The following is a 21,841-nucleotide window of genomic DNA, read 5'->3' as shown; positions in this document are numbered from 1 at the left end:
GGTCAGTGCTTCCTGGATACGGGCGCGGTGAGCTGGACACGGGTGCCGGTGCGGGGGGCCGGTGCGATCTCCAGGCTGCCTCCGACGAGGAGGGCGCGCTCCCGCATGCCGCGGATGCCGGCGCCTTCACGGGCGGCCTCGACGCCGCGGCCGTCGTCGGTGACGGTCAGCACCGCGCCGTCGTCGCTGTGGCGCAGGGCGACGGTGACGTGTTCGGCGGACGCGTGCCGGGCGACGTTGGTCAGCGACTCCTGGGCGACGCGGTAGAGGACCAGTTCCGTCTCCGGTGCCAGGGCGGGCAGGTCGGTGTCGAAACGGCGGGTGATACGCAGCCCGGTGTGGGTGGCGAAGTCCTCGGTGAGGGAGGTCAGCGCGCTGATCAGGCCCAGGTCGTCCAGCACCCCGGGTCGTAGCCGGCGTACCAGGCGGCGGACCTCGTCCAGGCTCTCCCGGGTGATCTCCTGCACCTCGTGCAGGTCCTTGCGCAGGGGTTCCGGTGCGTCGTCCGCGGCGCGCTTGAGGCCCAGCAGGATCGCGGTCATGGTCTGGCCGACCTCGTCGTGCAGTTCCTGTGCGATGCGGCGGCGTTCGGCCTCCTGGGCCATCAGGGCCCGGGCGCTGCTGGTGGCCCGCTCCTGTTCGAGCCGCTCCAGCATCGCGTTGAAGGTACGGATCAGCTCGGCGACCTCGCGGCCGCCGGCGGCGGGCAGGCGCTGGCCGGGGCGCAGCAGGTCCACGGTGGTCATCAGCCTGGTCAGCCGGTCGAGCGGGGCCAGGCCGAGACGCAGCAGCGCGGCGTTGGCGACGAGCATGACGGCGAGACCGCCGACCAGGATGACGGCCTCGGTGAGCAGGACCGGCACGGACACGGTCACCGGAGCCCACAGCAGCAGTGCCGTGGCCAGGCCCAGCACCACGGCGTTCAGGGCGAAGATCCGCCAGAACAACGACACCGGCCCCACGCCTTCCCTTCCACCGCCTCGGTTCACCTCCACTGTCGGCCATCAGGCGGCCCACGGCGTGCGCGACTCCGGGATGCGTGACCGACCTGCGGCCAGGCTGCCTCTTCCCGAGCGCGCAGTCGATGGGCGCTGACCCCCATTTCCCCATACGCGCGCCACCCATGGAGCGGCCGTATGGGTCTCCCGTCCCGGGGTAGATGGAGTCCGCGACCGATAGGTATCCGCAGCGCGTCCGGCCAGGGTGGATGGCACCGGGGTGGATGACACACGACCACCCCGGCCCAGACAAGACAAGACGAGACGAGAAGGGCACCGATCATGTCGCTCGACGTCACCCGGGCCGAACCCTCTCCGCACGAGGCCCGTCAGCGCCTCGAACACGCCCGTGTCTCCCGGCTGGCGCAGCTGCACGCCCTCAGCGAGACCGGGCACAGCGCGGACGATCCGCTGCTGTCCGCGCAGTTGGCGGCGATGAAGCGGGTCCTCAAGGAGATCGAGGATGCCTTCGGCCGCATCGAGGACGGCACCTACGGAACCTGCGCGGGCTGCGCCAAGCCGGTCCCGGCGGAGCGGCTGGAGATCCTGCCGTACGCCCGCCACTGCGTCGCCTGCCAGCGCCGCGCCATCTGAGAAACCGTCCGTTCCGACCTCCTACGCCCTGCCGCAAAAGGGGTGACGTGGTGAACCACCAGACCATCGACGAGAGCACGACGTGTCTGTCGGCCGAGGACCTCGCCGCGCTGCGGGAGAACCTGCACGAGCAGCGGCTCTTCCGGCAGGAGCAACTGCGCCGGCTCACCGGACCGGACACCTCCCGCGCCGAGGACCGGATCCGGCGGCGGTCCGCCTCGCAGATCGAGGTGCACGTCAAGCTCGTCGCCTCCGCCCGCATGGTCCTGGCCGACGTCGAAGCGGCTCTCACGCGGATGAACGAGGGCCGCTACGGCGCCTGCCACCTGTGCCGGCGCCCTGTGGACCGGGAACGGCTGATGATCGTGCCGCAGGCCCGGTACTGCGCCCGCTGCCAGCAGGTCAAGGAGGCGGGCCGATGACCGGCACCCGCCTGCCGCGCACCACCCTCGCCCGGCACCGGCCCTGACCGCTGTGCCGGCGCTGCCGCGGCATCCCGCCGGACATGGGCAGTGCCCCTACCCGCGCCTGGATCCCCGGCAAGGAAGGGCACCTCGTCAGCGCGGATGTCCGTGCCGGGCCCGGCACCAGAACATGATCCGCCGGACAGCCCCCAGGCCGCGCCCCGCCCCGCGTCCGGTCGGCATTGCATCCGTGGCGTCCACCGCCGAAGGGAGGACCCTTGCCCGGCCGTACACCCCCGCCGCTTCCTCCGCAGGAGCTGCCACGGGTCATGTTCTGGCGCCTGCGCCGCAATCCCCTGCGCCGCCGCAGCGATCTGGCCCAGGCGTTGATCGGCCTCGGTCTGGCCCTGACGGTGTCGGCGGGCACCCCCCTCGCGATGTTCGTGGCCGGCGACGCCGCCCACCGCCACTACGCCCGTGCCGCCCAGCACCAGGCCGCGACGCGCCACCACACCACGGCCGTCCTCGTCGAGGACGCCCCGCGCCACCCCGAACCCGGCTCCGCCGAAGCCAGGAAGACCCGTTACCCCACCGCCGTCCGCTTCACCGACCCCGACGGAGACACCCACACCGCCGAGACCGATGTGCGGCCCGCCCTGCCCAAGGGCACCATCATCCGCGTATGGGCCGACACCGACGGGAAGGTCACCGACCCGCCCCTGACTCCCCACCAGGTCCGCAACCACGCCATGGGCTCGGCTGTCATCGCCGCCCTCGGCGTCCATGCCGCCGCGGCCGCCGCCTACGCCACCGCGGGCCGCGCCATCCAGCGCCGCAACCTCGCCGCCTGGGACGCCGCCTGGGCCGAAACAGCACCTCGCTGGACCACGTCTTTGTAGCCCGCCGCGCCTGGCCGTGATCTCACATCACCTCGACGGCCTGTCATCCTGTCAGCCGAGCCTTCCAGATCTCCTCGCTGGGCCACTGCTGGGCCCACGCAGCGGGAACTTCCGCGTAGTCCCGGTGTGCGGGCCGGGGTGCCCGGACCTCGATCAGGTCCTCGACGACGAAGCCGGAGGCCCGCAGCAGACGCAGCATCTCGCCATGCGGCAGGATGAACTGCACGTGATTCCCCCAGTCCAGCCGAGTCAGACCGAACTGTGCGCGAGACAGGGTGGTGGACGCCGCCCCCTCCGGCCGTAGGCACAGGGCGAACAGGGGTGAGTAGCGCATGAACACCAGCCGGCCTCCAGGAACGAGAAGCCGGGCCGCCTCCGGAATCCACTCATAGGGATCGCACCACAACGAGGCGCCGTACTCGCTGATCGCGAAGTCGAACGTGTTGTCGTCGTAGGGCACCTTCTCGGCCTGGCCCAGAACGAGGGGGAAATCGATGCCGAACTCCGCCTGCATCGCACGCGCAGTGGCGAGTTGCTTCTCCGAGAGGTCGATCCCGATCGGATGGGCCCCGGCTCTGGCCAGCCAAGCGGAAACATAGGCGGTACCGCAGCCCAGCTCGATGGTGCGCATCCCGCCTATGCCGTCGGGAAGGACGGAGACCTCCGTTTCAGGGGTGCCCCACAGGCCCCAACCCGGTTCCGTCCGTGCCCAGTGATCGCGGGCGAGCGGCTCGTGCCACGCAGCCGCCTCGTCATCCCAGTAGCGTCGGTTCTGCTCGACATGGTCCGCCTGGCCGTCATGAGCGTTCATGGCGGCATTCGATCGAAGACGCTGATGCTCCGGCAACGGATTTACCGACCTCTCCGGCGGCCGCCCGTCCGGGCAACAGCCACCAGCCGAGCCGGGGCGCAGATCATCCTCAAGCCAGGAAGCTCAATCGCACCTGCCGGTCGGGGTTGTCCCGGTTGGTGTCCACGAGGCACACAGACTGCCACGTCCCGAGCTCCAGTCGTCCGTTCAGCACCGGCAGCGTCGCGTGGGGCGGGACGATGGCCGGGAGGACGTGGTCGCGGCCGTGGCCCGGGCTGCCGTGGCGGTGCTGCCAGCGGTCGTCGGCGGGCAGCAGGGTGTGCAGGGCGGCCAGCAGGTCGTCGTCGCTGCCGGCGCCGGTTTCGATGATGGCGACTCCGGCCGTGGCGTGCGGCACGAAGATGTTCAGCAGGCCGTCGCGGCCCGCGGCCGCCTCCCGCAGGAAGGCCTCGCAGTCGCGGGTGAGGTCCACGACCCGCTCCGCGGAGCCGGAGGCGACGTTCAGGATTCGGGTGGTGAAGGCGTCTGACATGTACTCCATCCTCGCCCATGCACCGGAGTTCACGCGCTTACGGACGCCGACGGGCCACGTGTGGGCGGGCCTCCGGCTGGTCCGGGGTGGTGGAGTACCACGGGGACACGGCCCGGGCCGGGGTGCGGCTGCTCATCGCGAGCGGGCGCTGACGGTCGGGGCCCAGGGCGGGGAAGATCCGCACCCTCGAGGTCGTTAGTAGAAGCGTGAACAATATCGAGACGGTCGAGTCCGTCGACGTGGTCGTCATAGGCGCTGGTCAGGCAGGTCTCTCCAGCGCCTATCACCTGCGGCGCACCGGCTTCGAGCCGGACCGTGACTTCGTCGTGCTCGACCACTCCCCCGGTCCGGGCGGCGCCTGGCAGTTCCGGTGGCCTTCGTTGACGTACGGCAAGGTGCACGGGATGCACGCGCTGCCCGGCATGGAACTGAGCGATGCCGATCCCGAGCGGCCGTCGTCCGAGGTCATCGCGGAGTACTTCGACCGGTACGAGAGGACGTTCGACCTGCGCGTGCGACGCCCCGTCGACGTGCGTGCCGTGCGCGAGGGCCCGGACGGGCGGCTCCTCGTCGAGACCTCTGCGGGGATCTGGTCGACGCGGGCGCTGATCAACGCGACCGGCACCTGGGACCGGCCGTTCTGGCCGCGCTACCCCGGCCAGGAGACGTTCCGGGGGCGGCAGTTGCACACCGCGCAGTACCCCGGGCCGCGGGAGTTCGCCGGGCAGCGGGTCGTCGTGGTCGGCGGCGGGGCCTCGGGCACCCAGCACCTCCTGGAGATCGCCCGGTACGCGGCCGCCACCACCTGGGTCACCCGGCGTCCGCCCGTGTTCCGGGAGGGTCCCTTCACCGAGGACGTGGGCCGCGCCGCGGTCGCGCTCGTCGAGGAGCGGGTCCGGCAGGGACTGCCACCGAAGAGCGTGGTCTCGGTCACGGGGCTGCCTCTGAACGACGCGATCCGGGAGGGGCTCGCTGACGGAGTGCTGGACCGGCAGCCCATGTTCGACCGGATCACGCCGAACGGCGTGGAGTGGAAGGACGGGCGGCGCCTGGACGCCGACATCATCCTGTGGGCGACCGGCTTCCGAGCCGCCATCGACCATCTGACCCCACTGCGGCTGCGCGAACCCGGCGGCGGCATCCGCGTCGAGGGGACGCGCGCCGTCGCCGACCCCCGCATCCACCTCGTCGGCTACGGCCCTTCCGCCAGCACGATCGGCGCCAACCGAGCCGGCCGCGCTGCCGTACGGGACATCAGACGGTTGCTGGCGAAGGAGCGAGGGACCGAATCGGTCGCCGCATGACGTCCCGTCGGGGAGGGTGAGCCGCCGGGCAAGGTGCTGTCCCGCCAGGGCGCGCCGGGCCCGGCCGACGGGCAGGCTGGTCCACCGAGCTGGTCCACGCGTGGCGGCAGCGCCCGCCCGCGCCCGCCTGCAACGCCCCGGATCGGCCGCCGCGAGCAACCGGACGCACCAGCCCTCCCGCCGAGCGCCCGACCGCATGTCGATCGCCTTGCGGCCCTCTGTCTTCCTACTGCCCACCACCAGCCGCACCCCACGGGAATGTCGCCATCCCGGTGGCTCACTTCGTCGGCTTCGGGGACGCCTTCCGTTGGGCCTTGTCGAAGTCGGCGACATTGCGCTGGTGTTCCGAGTAGTCGGCGGTGAAGCGGGTGTCGCCCGGCTTGACGGTGACGAAGTAGAGCCAGTCGCCCGCGGCCGGGTTGATCGCGGCGCGCATCGCGTCCTCGCCCGGGTTGGCGATCGGCGTGGGCGGCAGGCCCATGCGCTGGTACGAGTTGTAGGGGCTCTCGATCCGCGTGTCGGCGTCGCTCGTCCTGAGCGTGCGGCGGTTCAGGGCGTAGTTGATGGTGGAGTCCATCTGCAAAGGCATGCCGCGTTCGAGCCGGTTGTAGATGACCCGGGCCACCTTGCCCATGTCGGCCTTCGTGTCGGCCTCGGCCTGGACGATGCTCGCGATGGTGACCGCCTGATAGACGTTCATCGCGTTGCGCTGCGCCCCGGCCGCGATCGGGGCGCCGCTGAACTTCTGGTTGGCGGCGTCGACCATGGCCGACAGCAGGGAGTCCGGCGTCGCCTTCTTTCCCGCGCGCTCCAGCGGATATGTCGCCGGGAAGAGATAGCCCTCCGGGTTGCCTTCGGCGTCGTTGGGCAGTTTGAGGTCGAGCTTCCCGAGGGACTTCTTGGTGGTCCCGGGCGGCAGGGTGAGGGCCTTGTCGATGGCCGCGTAGACCTGGCTCGCGCGCCAGCCCTCCGGGATCACCAGCGAGGTCGGCTTCGCCTCCTCGTCCTCGCCCAGACTCAGCAGCGGCACCGCCACGGCGGTGCCGGCCACGACGGCGCCGGCGGCGATCAGGGCGATACGGCCCCGGCGCGTCAGTCGAATCGTGCTCCGTGACGGAGTGTTCATGTGCATGCGGGCACGGTAACCTGCACATGCTCACAAACCCGGCATAACGTCACCCCGTCGGCTCCAGTTGGGCGTCACGACGAACCAGCGCCGCATAGCGCCCGTCCCGCTCCACCAACTCCTCGTGCGTACCCCGCTCCGCCACGCTCCCCGCGTCGAGCACCACGATCTGGTCGGCGCCCCGAACAGTGGACAGACGGTGGGCGATGGTGACCGTGGTGCGGTTGGCGGAGAGGGCGTCGATGGCTTCCTGGACGGCGTGTTCGGTACGGGTGTCCAGCGCGCTGGTCGCCTCGTCGAGGATCAGCACCGGAGGGTCGCGCAGGATGGTGCGGGCGATGGCCAGGCGCTGCTTCTCACCGCCGGAGAAGCGGTGGCCGCGCTCGCCGACGACCGTGTCGTAGCCGTCGGGCAGGGCCGCGATGTGGTCGTGGATCTGGGCCGCCTTCGCCGCCTCGTGCAGTTCCTCGTCGGTGGCGTCCGGCTTGGCGAAGCGCAGGTTGTCGGCGACCGAGGCGTGGAAGAGGTACGTCTCCTGGGAGACGACGCCGACCGCGCGGGCGAGGGTGTCGAAGTCGAGGTCGCGCACGTCGACCCCGTCGAGGGTGACCCGGCCTCCGGTGACGTCGTAGAGCCGTGGCACGAGATGGCCGAGCGTGGACTTGCCCGCACCGGTCGGGCCGACGACCGCGAGGCTGCCGCCCGCCGGGACGGTGAGGTCGATGCCGTCGAGGATCGGGCGGCTCTTGTCCTCGTCGCCGTCACCGTCGTAGCGGAACTCGACGTTCTCGAAGCGGACCTCGCCCTTCACCGCGTCGAGGTGGACGGGGTCCTTCCGCTCGGTGATGTCGATGGGCAGGTCGAGATACTCGAAGATGCGCTGGAACAGCGCGAGCGAGGCCTGGATCTGGACGCCGGTCGACAGCAGGCTGACGGCCGGGCGGAACAGGCCCTGCTGGAGCGAGACGAAGGCGACGATCGTGCCGATCGAGACCTGCGGGCCGCCGAGTTGGAGGGCCGTGCCCGCGGCCCAGTAGATGACGGCGGGCATCGCGGCCATGACGATGCCGATGACGGCCATGCGCCAGCGGCCGGCCATGTTCGACCGCACCTCAAGGTCGACCAGCCGCTCGGACTCGTCCGAGAAGGCCGTGGTCAGCGAGTTGGAGCGGCCCATCGTACGGCCGAGCAGAATGCCGCTGACCGAGAGCGACTCGGTGACGGTGGCGGCCATCGCGGCCATCTGCTTCTGCCGCTGGGTGGTGATCTTCTTGCGTTCGTTGCCGACGCGGCGGCTGATCCAGACGAACACCGGCAGCAGGAGCAGCGAGACGGCGGTCAGCCGCCAGTCGAGGGCGATCATCGCGACGATCGTGGCGATCACGCTGGTGAGATTGGAGACCAGGGAGGTCGCGGTCGAGGTGACGGTGGCCTGCATGCCGCCGATGTCGTTGGCGATGCGGGACTGCACCTCGCCGGTGCGGGTGCGGGTGAAGAAGGCGAGCGACATGCGCTGGAGGCGGCCGTAGACGGCGGTGCGCAGGTCGTGCATGACGCGCTGGCCGACCGTTGTGGAGATCAGGGTCTGCAGGACGCCGAAGACGCCGGACAGCATGGCGCTGAGGATCATGCCGAGCGCGAGCAGGCTGAGCAGGCCGGTGCGCCCCTCGGGGATGGCGACGTCGAGGATCGCCTTGAGGAGGAAGGGGGTGGCGACGCCGACGAGCGACGAGGCGCCGACGAGGAGGCCGACGACGGCCAGACGTCCGCGGTAGGGGCGGAAGAGTCTCAGGATGCGGCGCACCTGCCGGGGCTGCGGCTCGGCGGATGGCGTCCAGGAGGGTTCGTTGTCGGGGTGCATGGGCTCCTTCGGAGGTGTGGTCATGCAGGACTGACGGAGCTTAGCTCATTGTTACCTATACTCACAATGAATGTCGTCCTGATATTGTTCCCGTATGACCAGCCCCGATCCCGACGGCCCGCTCGCCGAGCAGCTGCTGCGCTTCACCCGCCGGGTGCACCGGATCCAGAAACGCCACCTGCTGGAGCGCGGCCTGGGGATCACCCCGGCCCAGTCACGCCTGCTGCGCACCCTCGCGCACTATGACTCACCGCCCCGGATGGCCGACCTCGCCGAGCGCCTGGAGGTGGTCCCGCGCGCGGTGACGACGCTGGTCGACGGGCTGGAGACGAGCGGGAAGGTGCGGCGGGTGCCGGATCCGACGAACCGGCGGGTGATCCGGATCGAGCTCACCGACGACGGCCGGGGGGCATTGCGGGAGCTGCACGGTGCGCGTCGGTCGGCGGCGGAGGAGATCCTGGCGCCACTGACGGACGAACAGCGTTCGGTGCTGGGTGAGTTGCTGGACACGCTGATCGACGGGACCGCCGCGCGAGGGTGCTGAGCACGAAGGGCCGCGGCCACCGCTCCGTACTGCCGGTGGGGTGGCCGCGGCCCGTGCTGAGCCCTCGATACTGAACCGAGCGAACGTCAACCGGCTTCGGAGGCACCCTCCTTGTCCGTCCGGACCGGTACGGCGACGAGCGGGTCCTCGGACGGCGCCGGGACAGCCTTCCCGGACTCCGCAGCCTCCGGCTTCTTCAGCTCCGCGCCCTGCGGACCCTCCGGCCCCTCGCCGTCCGGTTCCTCGTCGTCCAGGTGGACCACGATCTCGCCGTCCAGGACCTTCTTCGCCCGCTCCCGGTCCAGCGCGCCCTCCCAGCGCGAGACCGCGAAGACGGCGACGCAGTTGCCGAGCAGGTTGGTGACGACGCGCATCGAGTCCATGATGCGGTCCACGCCGAGCAGCAGCGCGACGGCTCCGGCCGGGATCGCGCCCAGCGAGGAGGCGGTCGCGGACAGGGCGAGGAACGCCGAACCGGGGATGCCCGCCATGCCCTTGCTGGTCAGCATCAGCACCAGCACGACCGTGATCTGCTGGCTGAGGCTGAGGTCCACGCCCACGGCCTGGGCGATGAACAGCGTGCCGATGGACAGATAGAGCGAGGCGCCGTCCAGGTTGAAGGAGTAGCCCGTCGGCAGCACCAGACCCACGGCGTCGTCGCGGGCGCCCGCCTTGCGCAGCTTTTGCATCACGCGCGGCAGGACGGACTCGGTGGAGGCGGTGCCGAGCGCGAGCAGCATCTCCTCACGGATGTAGCGCAGGAACTTCCAGAGGCTGAGTCCGGTGACCGCCTTCAGGGCGATGGCCAGCAGCGCGATGAAGAGCGCGGCGGCCGCGTAGCACAGGATGATCAGCTTGCCGTACGTCTCGATGACGCCGAGCCCGTAGTTGCCGATCAGGACGGCCATCGCACCGAACACCGCGATCGGGGCCAGCCGCATGACGAAGCCGACGATCGCGAAGATGATCTCCTGGGCCTGCTCGATGGCCGGCAGCACCTTGGGCACCTTGGTGTGACCGAGGTGCAGCAGCGCGGCGCCCACCAGACAGGCCAGGACGAGCACCTGAAGCAGCGAGTTCTCGGCGAAGGCGCCGATGAAAGAGGTCGGAATCGCCTCGAGGACGAACTGAGTCGTCGACGGAAGGTGCCCACCGCCGGTCTTCGCGTCGACCGCCGAGGCGTCGAGCGTGGACGGGTCGACGTTCATCCCCGACCCGGGCTGGACGACGTTGGCGGCGAGAAGGCCGATGACCAGCGCGAGCGTGCTCGCGACCTCGAACCAGATCAGTGCCTTCAGCCCGATCCGGCCGAACGCCTTCAGGTCACCGGCCTTGGCGATCCCGACGACGACCACGCAGAAGACGAGCGGGGAGATGATCGTCTTGATGAGCCGGATGAATCCGTCGCCGAGCGGCTGGAGATCCGAGGCGAAGCCGGGCCACAGCTTCCCGACGACGATTCCGAGCACGAGCGCGCAGGCGACCTGCGCGAAGAGAGAGGTACGCAGTGTGCGTGCGACGCGTCGCGGCAGGGACGGTTCGGACGGCGGCACGGGAACTCCTAGGGGACGGCGGCACACAGAAGCCAGGGACGGCGACTTCTGCCATACGGAAAGCGGATTCCGTGGCGATCACTTTGCTGGTGATGTTGGTCCCGCACAAGACCCCTGTGTTGCATCCGTGTAAATCGCTTTCCGAGTGACGCATCGCACATCGCCGGATTCAGCAGACCCGGCGATCCTCCGTGAGCACGCCCTGAACGCTGGTGAGCGAGCGGTCGTAGCAGCCCTTCGAGCCGTACAGCTGATAGCGCTCGCTGGTCGTACCGACCGCGTGCCGCTGGTCGCGCGGCACGTTCAACGTCCATGACGCGTCGCCCTCCACGGTGTCGTCGAGCCACGACCACGCGATCCGCTGTCCGGCCCGGGTCGTCGCGACCGCGGCCCGGTCACCGAGGGTCAGCACGGTACGCAGCCGGTCGCCCGCACCGATCGTGATCGAGCCGTCCATCGTGTACGTCCGCTGGGTACGCGTCGTGCGGGCGGGTCCGCGTCCGTCGACGGTGACGGACTGGTCGTCCGCCCAGGTGGCGTCGAGTGCGTCCAGGTTCTCGCCGTCGGTCCAGCGGTGCGCGGAGGTGTTCGTGAGCGACCGGCTCACGGTGGTCGTCACCCGGCCGTGCGAGGTGTCCACGTATCCACCGACGGTCAGCCGGTGACCGCCTTCGGTGTCCACCCGATGCTCCGAACCGGGCGTGTACGTGGAGGAGTTGGCGAGGTCGGCCGCCTTGTGCTCGGTGAGCCGCCCCGTGACGTGCGCGCTCTTCGCGTCCTGCCAGACGAGGACGTTCACGGGTGCGCTCCAGCCGCTCTGTCCCTCCGGGACGCCGACGACGGAGACCTCGACGCGGTGCGGGCGACCGTCGTTCAGGAGGCCGGCGAACGGTGTCAGGTCGTATTCGATCGGCTTGACGTCGAAGGCGCGCGGCCCCGGCGTGACGTACCAGAGGAAGGGGTTGGACCAGCCGCCCGTCCAGACGTGCGGGAAGGGCGCGGCTATTCCTGCCAGTTGGCCGTCGACCTCGATCTGCACCTCGCGGTAGGGGCCGTCGCCGGCCTTGCAGGAGTAGGGCGCCGGATCGGGCGCCGACAGGTACCAGAACTCCTCGCAGCCACCGCCGGATCCGGTGGCGTACACCTCGGCGACGATGCGTTCGCTGTTGCGCGGGGTGGTGACGGTGCCGTCCTGGAGGGTGAGGACGCGGTCAGGGGTGGCGGCGGAGCGGACGGCCTTCGTGGTGGGCCCGGTGGCGTCCGCGGCGTGGCGGTCGGCGTAGAACGTCAGCGTGACCTTGACGTCGATGATGCCGGTGTAGGTGTCGTCGACGACGTTCCCGATGAGCATCTCGACGTCCTGGCCGCGGCGGAAGGTGTCGCTGTACCGCGTGACGTCCTTCTCGACGGACCACTCGATCCCGTCGGGTGACGGCTCCGGCGTCGACGTACGGAAGATCTCCACCCCGCCGACGTGCAGATAGCCGAGCCGGTCGAACTGGCGCCCCTTGACCTTGCCGTCCATCCGCAGCACGACCTTGCTCCACCGCTCGCGGCAGCCGTCGGGCGGCGTGTAGGTGCCCTTGTACGGGGTGAAGTCGCGGAACTGCGCCTCGGCGACGGTGACTTGGCAGGACTTGCCGGACGGCTTGGTCACGGGCGGGGCGGCGGTGACCGGGTCGTGCCAGTCGGTGCCGAACTCGGCGGGCACATCGGCCGACCGGGCGGGAGCCGCGCCTAACAGCGTGCTCGCCAGGAGGGTTGCTCCCGTAAGCATGGACATGACGATTCGACTCTTCATGGCCGGTGTTCTACGGGGAGTCGGGCCACCGCCGCAATGACGCCTCCCGCGTCAGCGTGAGCGTTTCAGGTCTGCCCTGTCCCCCATCACCACCACGGGATGCCGATCCGGATCGAGCGTGCGCAGCAGATACGCCATCGCCGATTCGGACAGGCTGACGCAGGCCGACGTACCACTGCCGTGGTCCATGTGCAGCCAGATGCCACCGCCCTTGCCCTGACCCTCGGGCCGGGTGGGGTCGTTGGGCGGGGTGCCCTTGACACGGTTGTAGTCGATGGCGATGACGTAGTCGAAGTCGTGCCAGTACGGCTTCGCCCACCAGCGCGGTGCCGCGAAGGCCGCGGAGCGCGTGTACGGCAGCTTCGCCCCGGGGTCCTTGAGGACACCACCCGCGTCGCTCAGCGTGAACACGCCCACGGGGCTGCGCTTGTCGCCCTCGTGGTGGTCGGTCGTCCAGCCCTTCCTGCCGTTGTGCGCGGGCCAGCTGCGGATGCGGTCCCAGGTGGAGCCCTGTCTGGCGTAGAGCACGACCGTGGCGGTCGCGGAGTTCCTGCCGTCGCCGTAAACCGCCACGACCTGGCGGGAGTCGGCCGGAATGCGGCGTTGCCATCGGTCGCCGACGCCCGGGATCCGCGTCGGATCCTGGGTGGCGGCCGGGCCTGTGCGCGCACCCTTGCCGACGTCCGCACCACTGCCCTGTCCCGTGGCGCCACAGGCGGTCAGGGTCGCCAGAGCGGTCAGAGTCGTCAGCGTCGTCAGGGCCGCCAGGCGGCGGCCCAGGAGGAAGCCGGGGGCCGACCTCGCTCCCGTCGTACGCCGTACTCCGCGCCCTCCGTGTACACCGTGCACTCCGCGCCCTCCGCGCCCTCCGCCGTTCCTCATCGGTCCATGGTGGCACCCTGCTCGGCGCGGCAGCCGGATCTGTACGGCTCCTTGGAAAACCGTTTGCGTCCGGCCACGCTGCGACGCGAACCTGTCACGGTTTGCTGCCGCCGTGCGCTGCCCCGTTCCGCGCATCGGTGCCCGACTCACACCCCGTTTCCCTCCCTGATCCCCCCACTGACACGAGCCACTGGGACGTCATGCAGATTCAAGACCTTCCGTATCCCGACCCAGGCGTGCCGGACGCACGCTCGGGTCCCCGATTCCTGTGGTGGCTCTTCAGGAACCAGGTGGGCGGACAGCTCAAGGCCCTGGCCTGGGGGTTGCTGCACTTCCTGTCCGTTTCCGCGCTGCCGTTCTGCGTGGGCGTCGCCGTGCAGGCCGTCGTCGACCGTTCCGGTGCACAACTCGCCCTCGCGGGCGGGCTCCTGCTCCTGTGCTGCGCCGGGAACGCGCTCGGCGAGACCTTCCTCCACCGCACCGCAGTCACCAACTGGATCACGGCCGCCGCCCGCGTCCAGCAGGTGCTGGCCCGCAAGGCCGCGCAGTTGGGCTCGGCGCTGACCCGGCGAGTCGCGGCCGGTGAGGTCGTGGCCGTCTCCACAGGTGACGTCGAGAAGATCGGCTGGTTCGTCGAGGCCTGGTCGCGGTTCACCGCGGCGGCGGTCACCCTGGTGGTCGTCTGCGTCGGCCTGGTCGTCTACCAGCCCGCGCTCGGCGTGATCGTCGCCGTCGGCCTCCCCGTACTGGCGGTCGCCGTGCTGCCCCTGTTGCCCCCGGCGACCCGACGGGCCGACGTCCAGCGCGAGAAGGCGGGCCGTGCCACCGAGCTGGCCTCCGACACCGTCGCCGGACTGCGCGTCCTGCGCGGCATCGGCGGCGAGGAACTCTTCCTCGACCGCTACCGCCGCGCCTCCCAGGAGGTACGCCACGCCGCCGTGCGCAGCGCCCGGATGTGGGCCCTGATCTCGGCGATCCAGGTACTGCTGCCGGGACTGCTGCTGATCGCGGTCGTCTGGTACGGCGTCCATCTGGCCCGCCAGGGCCGCGTCACCGTCGGCGAACTGGTCACCGTCTACAGCTCGATCATGATCCTCACCTATCCCCTTCGACACTTCGAAGAGATCGCGATGGCGTACTCCTTCTCCCGGCCCTCGGCGCGCCGAGCCGCGCGCGTGCTGTCGCTGGAGCGCGCCACCGACACCACCGGGACGCGCGACGGGTCCGACCTGCCCGCCGGGGATCTGTACGACCCGGCCACCGGTCTGCTCGCACCCGCCGGCCGGCTCACGGCCGTGGTCTGCGGCGACCCGGACGCGGCGGGGCGGCTGGCCGAACGGCTGGGCGGACACCCCTCGCAAGAGGGGGCCACCTCGGTGCTCCTCGGTGGCGTCCCGCTCGACGAGCTGCCGCTCGACAACGCCCGTACCGCCGTCCTCGTACAGGACAAGGACCCCGTTCTCGTCTCCGGCACCCTGCGTGAACTGCTCGATGTGCCCAGGTCCGGCGACGTCGGCGCCGACGAGGCACTGGTGGCCGCGCAGTGCGCGGACGTCCTGGCCGCACTGGTCCAGGGGTCGCTGGACGTCGACGACCCCATGGACGCCCGTGTCACCGAACGCGGCCGATCCCTGTCCGGCGGCCAGCGCCAGCGCCTAGCGCTCGCCCGGTCGCTGATCACGGACCCGGAGGTACTCGTCCTTGACGAGCCGACCTCGGCCGTCGACTCGCACACGGAGGCGCGGATCGCCGAGGGCGTGCGGGACCTGCGGGCGGGGCGCACGACGGTCGTGTTCACCTCGTCGCCGCTGCTCCTGGACCGCGCCGACCGGGTCGTACTCGTCCACGAGGGCGAGGTCGCGGCGGTCGGCGTGCACCGCGACCTGGTGCACGCCGAGCCGAGGTACCGGGCCGTGGTGACCCGGGAGACCGACGACGAGGCGGCCCTGAACGCCGCCCACGACGAAGGCGACGCGCCGACCGAAGGGACCGGGGGCACCGCCCTCGACCACGGTTTCAAGGAACTGCAAGAGATCGAGGAGTCAGCATGATCGGCGTCGCGCCACCGGCGTACGACCCGGCGGCCCCGACGACGGCGAACACCTTGCCGGTCGGCGCCCCCACGACCGTCCGCGCCTACGTGGTCGAACTGTTCCGTCGGCACCGCCGCGCCTTCCTCCTCCTCGTCACCGTCAACACGGTCGCCGTGGTGGCCTCCATGGCGGGACCCTGGCTGCTGGGCGGCCTGGTGGAGCGGGTGTCGGACGGCTCCGGCGACCGGGAGCTCCATCTGGAGCTCACCGTCGGACTGTTCCTGGCCGCTCTCGTCGTCCAGGCCGTGTTCGTCCGCCAGGTCCGGCTGCGCGGCGCGATGCTCGGCGAACGGATGCTGGCCGATCTGCGCGAGGACTTCCTCGTCCGCTCGGTCGGACTGCCGCCCGGCGTGCTGGAGCGCGCCGGGACCGGCGACCTGCTGTCCCGGATCACGACGGACATCGACCGGCTGGCCAACGCGATGCGTGAGGCGGTGCCCCAGCTGGCGATCGGTGTGGTCTGGGTGATTCTGCTGCTCGGCGGGCTCGTCGTCACCGCGCCGCCGCTGGCCGCCGCCGTCCTGCTCGCTCTGCCGCTGCTGGTGATCGGCTGCCGCTGGTACTTCAAGCGGGCACCGTCCGCGTACCGCTCGGAGGCCGCCGGATACGCCGCCGTGGCCGCCGCGCTCGCCGAGACCGTGGACGCCGGTCACACCGTCGAGGCCCACCGCCTCGGCGAGCGCCGCGTCGAACTGTCGGAGCGGCGGATCAAGGAGTGGACGGCCTGGGAGCGCTACACGCTGTGGCTGCGGTCGGTGCTCTTCCCGTTCATCAACGTCACCCACGTGATGATCCTCTCCTCGGTCCTGATGGTCGGCGGTGTGTTCGTCCTGCAGGGCTGGATCGGGGTCGGTCAGCTGACGACCGGCGCGCTCATCGCGCAGATGCTGGTCGACCCGGTGGGGCTGATCCTTCGCTGGTACGACGAGCTCCAGGTGGCCCAGGTGTCGCTGGCCCGGCTGGTCGGGGTCCGGGACATCGAGCCGGACGCCGGAGACGCCAGGCTGGCGCCCGACGGCCGCGACGTGCACGCCGACCAGGTGCACTTCGGCTACACGGAGGGCGTGGACGTGCTGCGCAAGGTCTCCCTGGAGGTCGCCCCAGGCACCCGTCTGGCGCTGGTCGGCCCCTCGGGCGCCGGCAAGTCGACCCTGGGCAGGCTGCTGGCCGGCATCTACGCGCCCCGGGACGGCCGGATCACCCTCGGCGGTGCCGAACTGTCCCGGATGACCGCCGAACGGGTCCGCTCGCACGTGGCCCTGGTCAACCAGGAGCACCACGTCTTCGTGGGTTCCCTGCGCGACAACCTCCTGCTGGCCCGCACCGACGCGACCGACGCCGAGCTGTGGGCGGCGCTGGGCGCGGTCGACGCGGCCGACTGGGCCCGAGCGCTCGACGACAGCCTGGACACCGAGGTCGGCTCGGGCGGGTTCGCCCTCACCCCGGCCCAGGCGCAGCAGATCGCGCTGGCCCGCCTGGTCCTGGCCGACCCGCACACGCTGGTCCTGGACGAGGCGACCTCGCTGCTCGACCCCCGCGCGGCCCGCCACCTGGAGCGGTCCCTGGCCCGTGTCCTCGACGGCCGCACCGTCGTCGCCATCGCCCACCGCCTCCACACCGCCCACGACGCGGACGTCATCGCCGTCGTCGAGAACGGCCGGATCAGCGAGCTGGGCAGCCACGACGAGCTCGTCCGGGCGGACGGGGCCTACGCGGCACTGTGGCGGTCGTGGCATGGATGAGGGGCCGGTGCCCTCGCAGGCCGAGGGCTCCCGCGGGGTGGGCTGAGGCCTCTTCCGGTTCCGGCAACCGGCTGGAGCAGCAGACGGGTCGCCCCCGGGTGCCACCGACCGGCCGCTGGGGTGGGACGACCCGATCCCTCGCCGCCGCCCCCTGCTGTCGTACCGGAGGGCACCCGTGCCGTTGCGCAGGGGCGAAAAGGGGTGGAAGGCTGGATAGCGGCACCGGTTCGGGGAGCACCCGGGAACCACGCGGTTCGCGCCGGGTGCGGCCTGTGCCCCGCGCCGTGGCGGCCCGCCGCCGACCGCGGTGAGTTCGGGCCCGTCCCCACCACCTGGAGGTACCCGTGAACAGCGCCGACGGATGGGGTGACGACGTCTACCAGCCCGACGCATCCGATCAACGTGAGGACACAGGGCTGCTCGACGCGGAGGACACCCTGGAGAACGACGGCGTCGACGACCCGCTGGACCGGGGCTGGTCCCCTCCGGACAGACCGCTGGCGGTGGAGCACACCGGTGTCACGGCCGCCGAGCGCCATCAGGGCGAGACCCTCGACCAGCGGCTCGCCGAGGAGCAGCCCGACCTCGTCGCCCCCGACGGCGACGGCCTCGGCGACGCCGACGGCACCGACGGGGAACTCCTCGACAACGAGGTAGGCGCCCTGCGCTCCGGCCGCCTCGTGGCACCGGACGAAGGGGCCCACGAGGACGAGGAGAGCGCCCTCGTCGCGACGGACGTGGGCATCGACGGTGCGGCGGCGTCCGCCGAGGAGGCCGCCATGCACATCGTCGACGAGGACGCCCTGTACGGCTGACCGTCGCGGCCCTCGTAGGGCTGATCCCCGCAGCCCCTGTGCCGCAGTCCCCGCGCCTTCGGCGCCGTGCCGTCGGCCCCTGCCGAGGGCGGTCATCGTGGCCACCGCACCCGAGGAGTTCGCATGCAGCAGGACAAGCACCCCGACTACCACGCGGTCGTCTTCCGCGACCGCGCCGCCGGCTACGCCTTCCTGACCCGGTCCACCGCGACCAGTGACCAGACCATCGAGTGGGACGACGGCGAGACCTACCCGGTCGTGGACGTCGAGATCTCCTCGGAGAGCCACCCCTTTTACACCGGCAAGGCGCGAACGGTGGACTCCGAGGGCCGCGTCGCGGCCTTCGAACGGCGCTACGGAGGCGGGGCAGGACAGGGCGGCTGATCCAAGGACCGCTCCGGAGCCATTCGGCGTCGGCCCCCACCCACTCAGATCACGTTGAGCGCCGCGGCGCAGCCCACTCCGCCAAGCACCATGAACACCGGCATCAGCACCTTGAGCTCGACCCAGCTGCCCGCCCGGAACCGCATGGCCTTGGGCGGCCCCAGGGGATACCAGCGCTTGCGGCCCACCGGGATCGGCCACAGGATCGGGCAGCCGGACACCGTGAGCGCGTCCCCGATGTCGTGCACCAGCGCGCCGAGCACGATCGGCAGCCCCAGCCACAGATACTCCTGGCCCGGCGCCGTGAACAGCCAGTCCGAACCGTTGCCCGGCTTGTCCAGGACGCCGGCGAGAATCCACGAGCTGGTCGCCGCGAGCAGCCACACCAGGACATCGGCACTGGCGCCGCGGGTCGCACGCCACAGCAGGCCCTCGATGGCCAGCACCAGGTGCGCGAAGAGGATCGCCAGCACCGCCCAGCGACCGCCGGTGATCGCCAGGACGGAGGCGCCCCCACCGATCATGACCGCCCACACCCAGGTGTGCGTGAGGGTGCGGTGCCCACCGGAACGACGCGGGTCGCCCTGCTTCCTCGTCGCCTTGTAGACGGCGTACGACAGCTTGTCGACGATCTCGCACAACCAGCGCGACAGCGGTCCGAAGGCGCGCGAGATGGTGGCCGCCTTGTGATCGAGGTCCGGGGCAAGGGCGGCCCCGGCGCAGATCAGCGCGCCTGCGAGGAGGACCGGCCAGGGCATTCCGTGCCCGGCGGCGGCCGCCGCCGCTCCGACGCCGAGCCAGGCGGCAGCGCCCGACAGTGAGTGTGCTGGTCCCATCATCGCCGTTGCCCGCCCCATTCCTCGTGTGCCGCTGTCCAGTTGACCGGGTTCGCTGACGTGTAGTCGGCGACACAGCGTAGCGTTCGCGATCTTCGTACTCGCAGCCGATTCCCCTGTGAGGGAGAAGGGCAGGCAAGATGGGTGGGTGACCCTCATCGATCAGCTGCCGCCGACCGCCGACCCCGACGCCCTCTACGAAGCCTTCGAGTCGTGGGCCGAGGAGCGCGGTCTCACTCTCTACCCCCACCAGGAGGAGGCGCTGATCGAGGCGGTTTCCGGCGCGAACGTGATCGTGTCGACGCCCACCGGATCCGGCAAGAGCATGATCGCCGCGGGTGCCCACTTCGCGGCGCTGGCCCGTGACGAGGTCACCTTCTACACCGCCCCGATCAAGGCGCTGGTCTCGGAGAAGTTCTTCGAGCTGTGCAAGATCTTCGGCACCGAGAACGTCGGCATGCTGACCGGTGACGCGTCCGTCAACGCCGACGCCCCCGTCATCTGCTGTACCGCCGAGGTGCTCGCGTCGATCGCGCTGCGCGACGGCAAGAACGCGGACGTCGGCCAGGTCGTCATGGACGAGTTCCACTTCTACGCGGAGGGGGACCGCGGCTGGGCCTGGCAGATCCCGATCCTGGAGCTGCCGCAGGCGCAGTTCATCCTGATGTCGGCCACGCTCGGCGACGTCTCGATGTTCGAGGAGGACCTCACCCGGCGCACCGGCCGCCCGACTGCGGTGGTCCGCTCGGCCACCCGCCCCGTGCCGCTGTCCTACGAGTACAAATTCACCCCGCTCACCGAGACGCTGACCGAACTGCTGGAGACCAAGCAGGCGCCGGTCTACATCGTGCACTTCACGCAGGCGCAGGCCGTGGAGCGGGCGCAGGCGCTGATGAGCATCAACATGTGCTCGCGCGAGGAGAAGGACCAGATCGCCGAGTTGATCGGCAACTTCCGCTTCACCACCAAGTTCGGCCGTAACCTCTCCCGTTACGTGCGGCACGGCATCGGCGTCCATCACGCCGGCATGCTGCCCAAGTACCGGCGTCTGGTGGAGAAGCTCGCGCAGGCCGGTCTGCTGAAGGTCATCTGCGGCACGGACACGCTGGGCGTGGGCGTCAACGTCCCGATCCGCACGGTGCTGTTCACGGCGCTGACCAAGTACGACGGCAACCGCGTCCGCACGCTGCGCGCCCGCGAGTTCCACCAGATCGCCGGCCGCGCCGGACGGGCGGGCTTCGACACGGCGGGCTTCGTCGTCGCCCAGGCGCCCGAGCATGTCATCGAGAACGAGAAGGCGCTCGCCAAGGCCGGCGACGATCCGAAGAAGCGTCGCAAGGTCGTCCGCAAGAAGGCACCCGAGGGCTTCGTCGCCTGGACGGAGAACACCTTCGAGAAGCTCATCGCCTCCGAGCCGGAGCCGTTGACCTCCCGCTTCCGGGTGACGCACACGATGCTGCTGTCGGTGATCGCCCGGCCCGGCAACGCCTTCGAGGCGATGCGGCATCTGCTGGAGGACAACCACGAGCCGCGCAAGCAGCAGCTGCGGCACATCCGGCGCGCCATCGCCATCTACCGTTCGCTGCTGGACGGCGGCATCGTCGAGAAGCTCGACGAGCCGGACGCCACGGGACGCATCGTCCGTCTCACCGTCGACCTCCAGCAGGACTTCGCCCTCAACCAGCCGCTGTCGACCTTCGCGCTGGCCGCGTTCGAGCTGCTGGACCCGGAGTCGCCGTCCTACGCCCTGGACATGGTGTCCGTCGTCGAGTCCACTCTGGACGATCCGCGTCAGATCCTCGTCGCCCAGTTGAACAAGGCGAAGGGCGAGGCCGTCGCCGCGATGAAGGCGGACGGCGTGGAGTACGAGGAGCGTATGGAACGCCTCCAGGACATCACCTACCCGAAGCCCCTGGAGGAGCTGCTCTTCCACGCGTACAACACGTACCGCAAGAGCCACCCCTGGGTCGGTGACCATCCTCTGTCGCCGAAGTCCGTCATCCGGGACATGTACGAACGGGCGCTGTCCTTCACGGAGTTGGTGTCCTTCTACGAGCTGGCCCGCACCGAGGGCATCGTGCTGCGCTACCTCGCCAGCGCCTACAAGACCCTCGACCACAACATCCCGGACGACCTCAAGTCCGAGGACCTCCAGGATCTGATCGAGTGGCTCGGCGAGATGGTGCGCCAGGTCGACTCCAGTCTGCTCGACGAGTGGGAGCAGCTCGCCAACCCGGAGGAGATGACCGCCGAGGAGGCTCAGGAGAAGGCCGACGAGGTCAAGCCCGTCACCGCGAACGCGCGTGCTTTCCGCGTTCTCGTCCGCAACGCCATGTTCCGCCGCGTCGAGCTTGCCGCGCTCGACCACGTCGAGGAGCTCGGCGAGATGGACGCCGAGGCCGGCTGGGACGCCGATGCCTGGGGCGAGGCGATGGACAAGTACTGGGACGAGTACGAGGACCTCGGCACCGGACCCGACGCCCGCGGCCCGAAGCTGCTGGTGATCGACGAGGAGCCGGCGAACCGGCTGTGGCGGGTCCGTCAGATCTTCGACGACCCCAACGGAGACCATGACTGGGGCATCAGCGCGGAGATCGACCTCACCGCCTCCGACGCGGAGGGCCGCGCCGTGGTCCGCGTCACCGACGTAGGCCAGCTGTGA

The 21,841-nt window shown here is 70.6% G+C and carries 19 protein-coding genes; 10 read left to right on the top strand and 9 right to left on the bottom strand.

Going from position 1 to position 21,841, the window contains the following annotated elements; all coding sequences use genetic code 11:
- Window positions 1-2 precede the first annotated feature (2 nt).
- Window positions 3-953 (bottom strand): HAMP domain-containing sensor histidine kinase, encoded by a 951-nt coding sequence (locus ACZ4UU_RS37350; RefSeq protein WP_471907858.1) that lies wholly within the window; start codon window positions 951-953, stop codon window positions 3-5.
- A 327-nt stretch (window positions 954-1,280) separates the two neighbouring features.
- Here ACZ4UU_RS37350 and ACZ4UU_RS37345 point away from each other — a divergent pair, with 327 nt between their 5' ends.
- From ACZ4UU_RS37345 to ACZ4UU_RS37335, 3 genes are all read left to right on the top strand, one after another.
- Window positions 1,281-1,592, top strand: coding sequence for a TraR/DksA C4-type zinc finger protein (locus ACZ4UU_RS37345; protein ID WP_471907857.1), 312 nt, complete (start codon window positions 1,281-1,283; stop codon window positions 1,590-1,592).
- 47 nt (window positions 1,593-1,639) lie between these two features.
- A complete protein-coding gene (locus ACZ4UU_RS37340; RefSeq protein ID WP_471907856.1) occupies window positions 1,640-2,014 on the top strand; it encodes a TraR/DksA family transcriptional regulator in 375 nt (124 codons plus the stop codon).
- Window positions 2,015-2,325: 311 nt separating this feature from the next.
- Window positions 2,326-2,895, top strand: a complete 570-nt coding sequence (locus ACZ4UU_RS37335) for an Rv1733c family protein (RefSeq protein WP_471907855.1) — start codon at window positions 2,326-2,328, stop codon at window positions 2,893-2,895.
- 43 nt (window positions 2,896-2,938) lie between these two features.
- Here ACZ4UU_RS37335 and ACZ4UU_RS37330 read toward each other — a convergent pair whose 3' ends face one another.
- Together ACZ4UU_RS37330 and ACZ4UU_RS37325 are read right to left on the bottom strand one after the other, a co-directional pair.
- Window positions 2,939-3,706, bottom strand: a complete 768-nt coding sequence (locus ACZ4UU_RS37330) for a class I SAM-dependent methyltransferase (protein WP_471907854.1) — start codon at window positions 3,704-3,706, stop codon at window positions 2,939-2,941.
- Window positions 3,707-3,815: 109 nt separating this feature from the next.
- Window positions 3,816-4,238 (bottom strand): secondary thiamine-phosphate synthase enzyme YjbQ, encoded by a 423-nt coding sequence (locus tag ACZ4UU_RS37325; protein WP_471907853.1) that lies wholly within the window; start codon window positions 4,236-4,238, stop codon window positions 3,816-3,818.
- A 176-nt stretch (window positions 4,239-4,414) separates the two neighbouring features.
- Here ACZ4UU_RS37325 and ACZ4UU_RS37320 point away from each other — a divergent pair, with 176 nt between their 5' ends.
- Entirely contained in the window at window positions 4,415-5,542 is a 1,128-nt protein-coding gene (locus tag ACZ4UU_RS37320) for an NAD(P)-binding domain-containing protein (protein WP_471907899.1), read from the top strand.
- 277 nt (window positions 5,543-5,819) lie between these two features.
- Here ACZ4UU_RS37320 and mltG read toward each other — a convergent pair whose 3' ends face one another.
- Both mltG and ACZ4UU_RS37310 read right to left on the bottom strand, forming a co-directional pair.
- Window positions 5,820-6,674 (bottom strand): endolytic transglycosylase MltG, encoded by an 855-nt coding sequence (mltG, locus tag ACZ4UU_RS37315; RefSeq protein WP_471907852.1) that lies wholly within the window; start codon window positions 6,672-6,674, stop codon window positions 5,820-5,822.
- Window positions 6,675-6,717: 43 nt separating this feature from the next.
- Window positions 6,718-8,529: an ABC transporter ATP-binding protein gene (locus ACZ4UU_RS37310; protein WP_471907898.1), complete on the bottom strand. Its 1,812-nt coding sequence runs from the start codon at window positions 8,527-8,529 to the stop codon at window positions 6,718-6,720.
- Between the two features lie 94 nt (window positions 8,530-8,623).
- On the opposite strand from ACZ4UU_RS37310, the gene ACZ4UU_RS37305 reads away from it, so the two are divergent.
- A complete protein-coding gene (locus ACZ4UU_RS37305; protein WP_471907851.1) occupies window positions 8,624-9,073 on the top strand; it encodes a MarR family winged helix-turn-helix transcriptional regulator in 450 nt (149 codons plus the stop codon).
- An 86-nt stretch (window positions 9,074-9,159) separates the two neighbouring features.
- Here the strand turns inward: ACZ4UU_RS37305 and ACZ4UU_RS37300 are convergent, their stop codons facing one another.
- The 3 genes from ACZ4UU_RS37300 to ACZ4UU_RS37290 all read right to left on the bottom strand — a co-directional run bounded on the left by ACZ4UU_RS37300 (window position 9,160) and on the right by ACZ4UU_RS37290 (window position 13,309).
- Window positions 9,160-10,626 (bottom strand): cation:dicarboxylate symporter family transporter, encoded by a 1,467-nt coding sequence (locus ACZ4UU_RS37300; protein ID WP_471907850.1) that lies wholly within the window; start codon window positions 10,624-10,626, stop codon window positions 9,160-9,162.
- Window positions 10,627-10,795: 169 nt separating this feature from the next.
- On the bottom strand, window positions 10,796-12,427 hold the full coding sequence (locus ACZ4UU_RS37295) for a peptide-N4-asparagine amidase (protein ID WP_471907849.1): 1,632 nt from the start codon (window positions 12,425-12,427) through the stop codon (window positions 10,796-10,798).
- A 51-nt stretch (window positions 12,428-12,478) separates the two neighbouring features.
- The gene (locus tag ACZ4UU_RS37290; RefSeq protein WP_471907848.1) at window positions 12,479-13,309 is read right to left on the bottom strand and encodes a hypothetical protein; all 831 of its coding nucleotides are present in this window, start codon (window positions 13,307-13,309) and stop codon (window positions 12,479-12,481) included.
- Window positions 13,310-13,509: 200 nt separating this feature from the next.
- Between ACZ4UU_RS37290 and ACZ4UU_RS37285 the strand changes: the two genes are divergently transcribed.
- The 4 genes from ACZ4UU_RS37285 (at window position 13,510) to ACZ4UU_RS37270 (ending at window position 18,343) form a co-directional block, all read left to right on the top strand.
- The gene (locus ACZ4UU_RS37285; RefSeq protein WP_471907847.1) at window positions 13,510-15,360 is read left to right on the top strand and encodes an ABC transporter transmembrane domain-containing protein; all 1,851 of its coding nucleotides are present in this window, start codon (window positions 13,510-13,512) and stop codon (window positions 15,358-15,360) included.
- Window positions 15,357-17,144, top strand: a complete 1,788-nt coding sequence (locus ACZ4UU_RS37280) for an ABC transporter ATP-binding protein (RefSeq protein WP_471907846.1) — start codon at window positions 15,357-15,359, stop codon at window positions 17,142-17,144. Before ACZ4UU_RS37285 ends, ACZ4UU_RS37280 begins: the two co-directional genes overlap by 4 nt.
- 344 nt (window positions 17,145-17,488) lie before the next feature.
- Window positions 17,489-17,959, top strand: a complete 471-nt coding sequence (locus ACZ4UU_RS37275) for a DUF5709 domain-containing protein (RefSeq protein ID WP_234763354.1) — start codon at window positions 17,489-17,491, stop codon at window positions 17,957-17,959.
- Between the two features lie 123 nt (window positions 17,960-18,082).
- Complete coding sequence (locus ACZ4UU_RS37270; protein ID WP_234763353.1) at window positions 18,083-18,343, top strand: type B 50S ribosomal protein L31; 261 nt, start codon at window positions 18,083-18,085, stop codon at window positions 18,341-18,343.
- A 44-nt stretch (window positions 18,344-18,387) separates the two neighbouring features.
- Here ACZ4UU_RS37270 and ACZ4UU_RS37265 read toward each other — a convergent pair whose 3' ends face one another.
- Window positions 18,388-19,182, bottom strand: coding sequence for a metal-dependent hydrolase (locus ACZ4UU_RS37265; RefSeq protein WP_471907845.1), 795 nt, complete (start codon window positions 19,180-19,182; stop codon window positions 18,388-18,390).
- A gap of 145 nt (window positions 19,183-19,327) precedes the next feature.
- On the opposite strand from ACZ4UU_RS37265, the gene ACZ4UU_RS37260 reads away from it, so the two are divergent.
- Window positions 19,328-21,841: a DEAD/DEAH box helicase gene (locus tag ACZ4UU_RS37260; RefSeq protein ID WP_471907844.1), complete on the top strand. Its 2,514-nt coding sequence runs from the start codon at window positions 19,328-19,330 to the stop codon at window positions 21,839-21,841.

Source organism: Streptomyces sp. NPDC028907, from assembly GCF_055564995.1.
Note: the sequence above shows the minus strand (reverse complement) of the source record. Positions and strands in the feature narration are given on the sequence as shown.

Coding starts and splice junctions, on each gene's coding strand:
- ACZ4UU_RS37305 (WP_471907851.1), top strand. CDS start 8,624: ATGACCAGCCCCGATCCCGACGGCCCGCTCGCCGAGCAGCTGCTGCGC.
- ACZ4UU_RS37325 (WP_471907853.1), bottom strand. CDS start 4,238: ATGTCAGACGCCTTCACCACCCGAATCCTGAACGTCGCCTCCGGCTCC.
- ACZ4UU_RS37310 (WP_471907898.1), bottom strand. CDS start 8,529: ATGCACCCCGACAACGAACCCTCCTGGACGCCATCCGCCGAGCCGCAG.
- mltG (WP_471907852.1), bottom strand. CDS start 6,674: ATGCACATGAACACTCCGTCACGGAGCACGATTCGACTGACGCGCCGG.
- ACZ4UU_RS37295 (WP_471907849.1), bottom strand. CDS start 12,427: ATGAAGAGTCGAATCGTCATGTCCATGCTTACGGGAGCAACCCTCCTG.
- ACZ4UU_RS37290 (WP_471907848.1), bottom strand. CDS start 13,309: ATGAGGAACGGCGGAGGGCGCGGAGGGCGCGGAGTGCACGGTGTACAC.
- ACZ4UU_RS37285 (WP_471907847.1), top strand. CDS start 13,510: ATGCAGATTCAAGACCTTCCGTATCCCGACCCAGGCGTGCCGGACGCA.
- ACZ4UU_RS37280 (WP_471907846.1), top strand. CDS start 15,357: ATGATCGGCGTCGCGCCACCGGCGTACGACCCGGCGGCCCCGACGACG.
- ACZ4UU_RS37345 (WP_471907857.1), top strand. CDS start 1,281: ATGTCGCTCGACGTCACCCGGGCCGAACCCTCTCCGCACGAGGCCCGT.
- ACZ4UU_RS37270 (WP_234763353.1), top strand. CDS start 18,083: ATGCAGCAGGACAAGCACCCCGACTACCACGCGGTCGTCTTCCGCGAC.
- ACZ4UU_RS37330 (WP_471907854.1), bottom strand. CDS start 3,706: ATGAACGCTCATGACGGCCAGGCGGACCATGTCGAGCAGAACCGACGC.
- ACZ4UU_RS37335 (WP_471907855.1), top strand. CDS start 2,326: ATGTTCTGGCGCCTGCGCCGCAATCCCCTGCGCCGCCGCAGCGATCTG.
- ACZ4UU_RS37265 (WP_471907845.1), bottom strand. CDS start 19,182: ATGATGGGACCAGCACACTCACTGTCGGGCGCTGCCGCCTGGCTCGGC.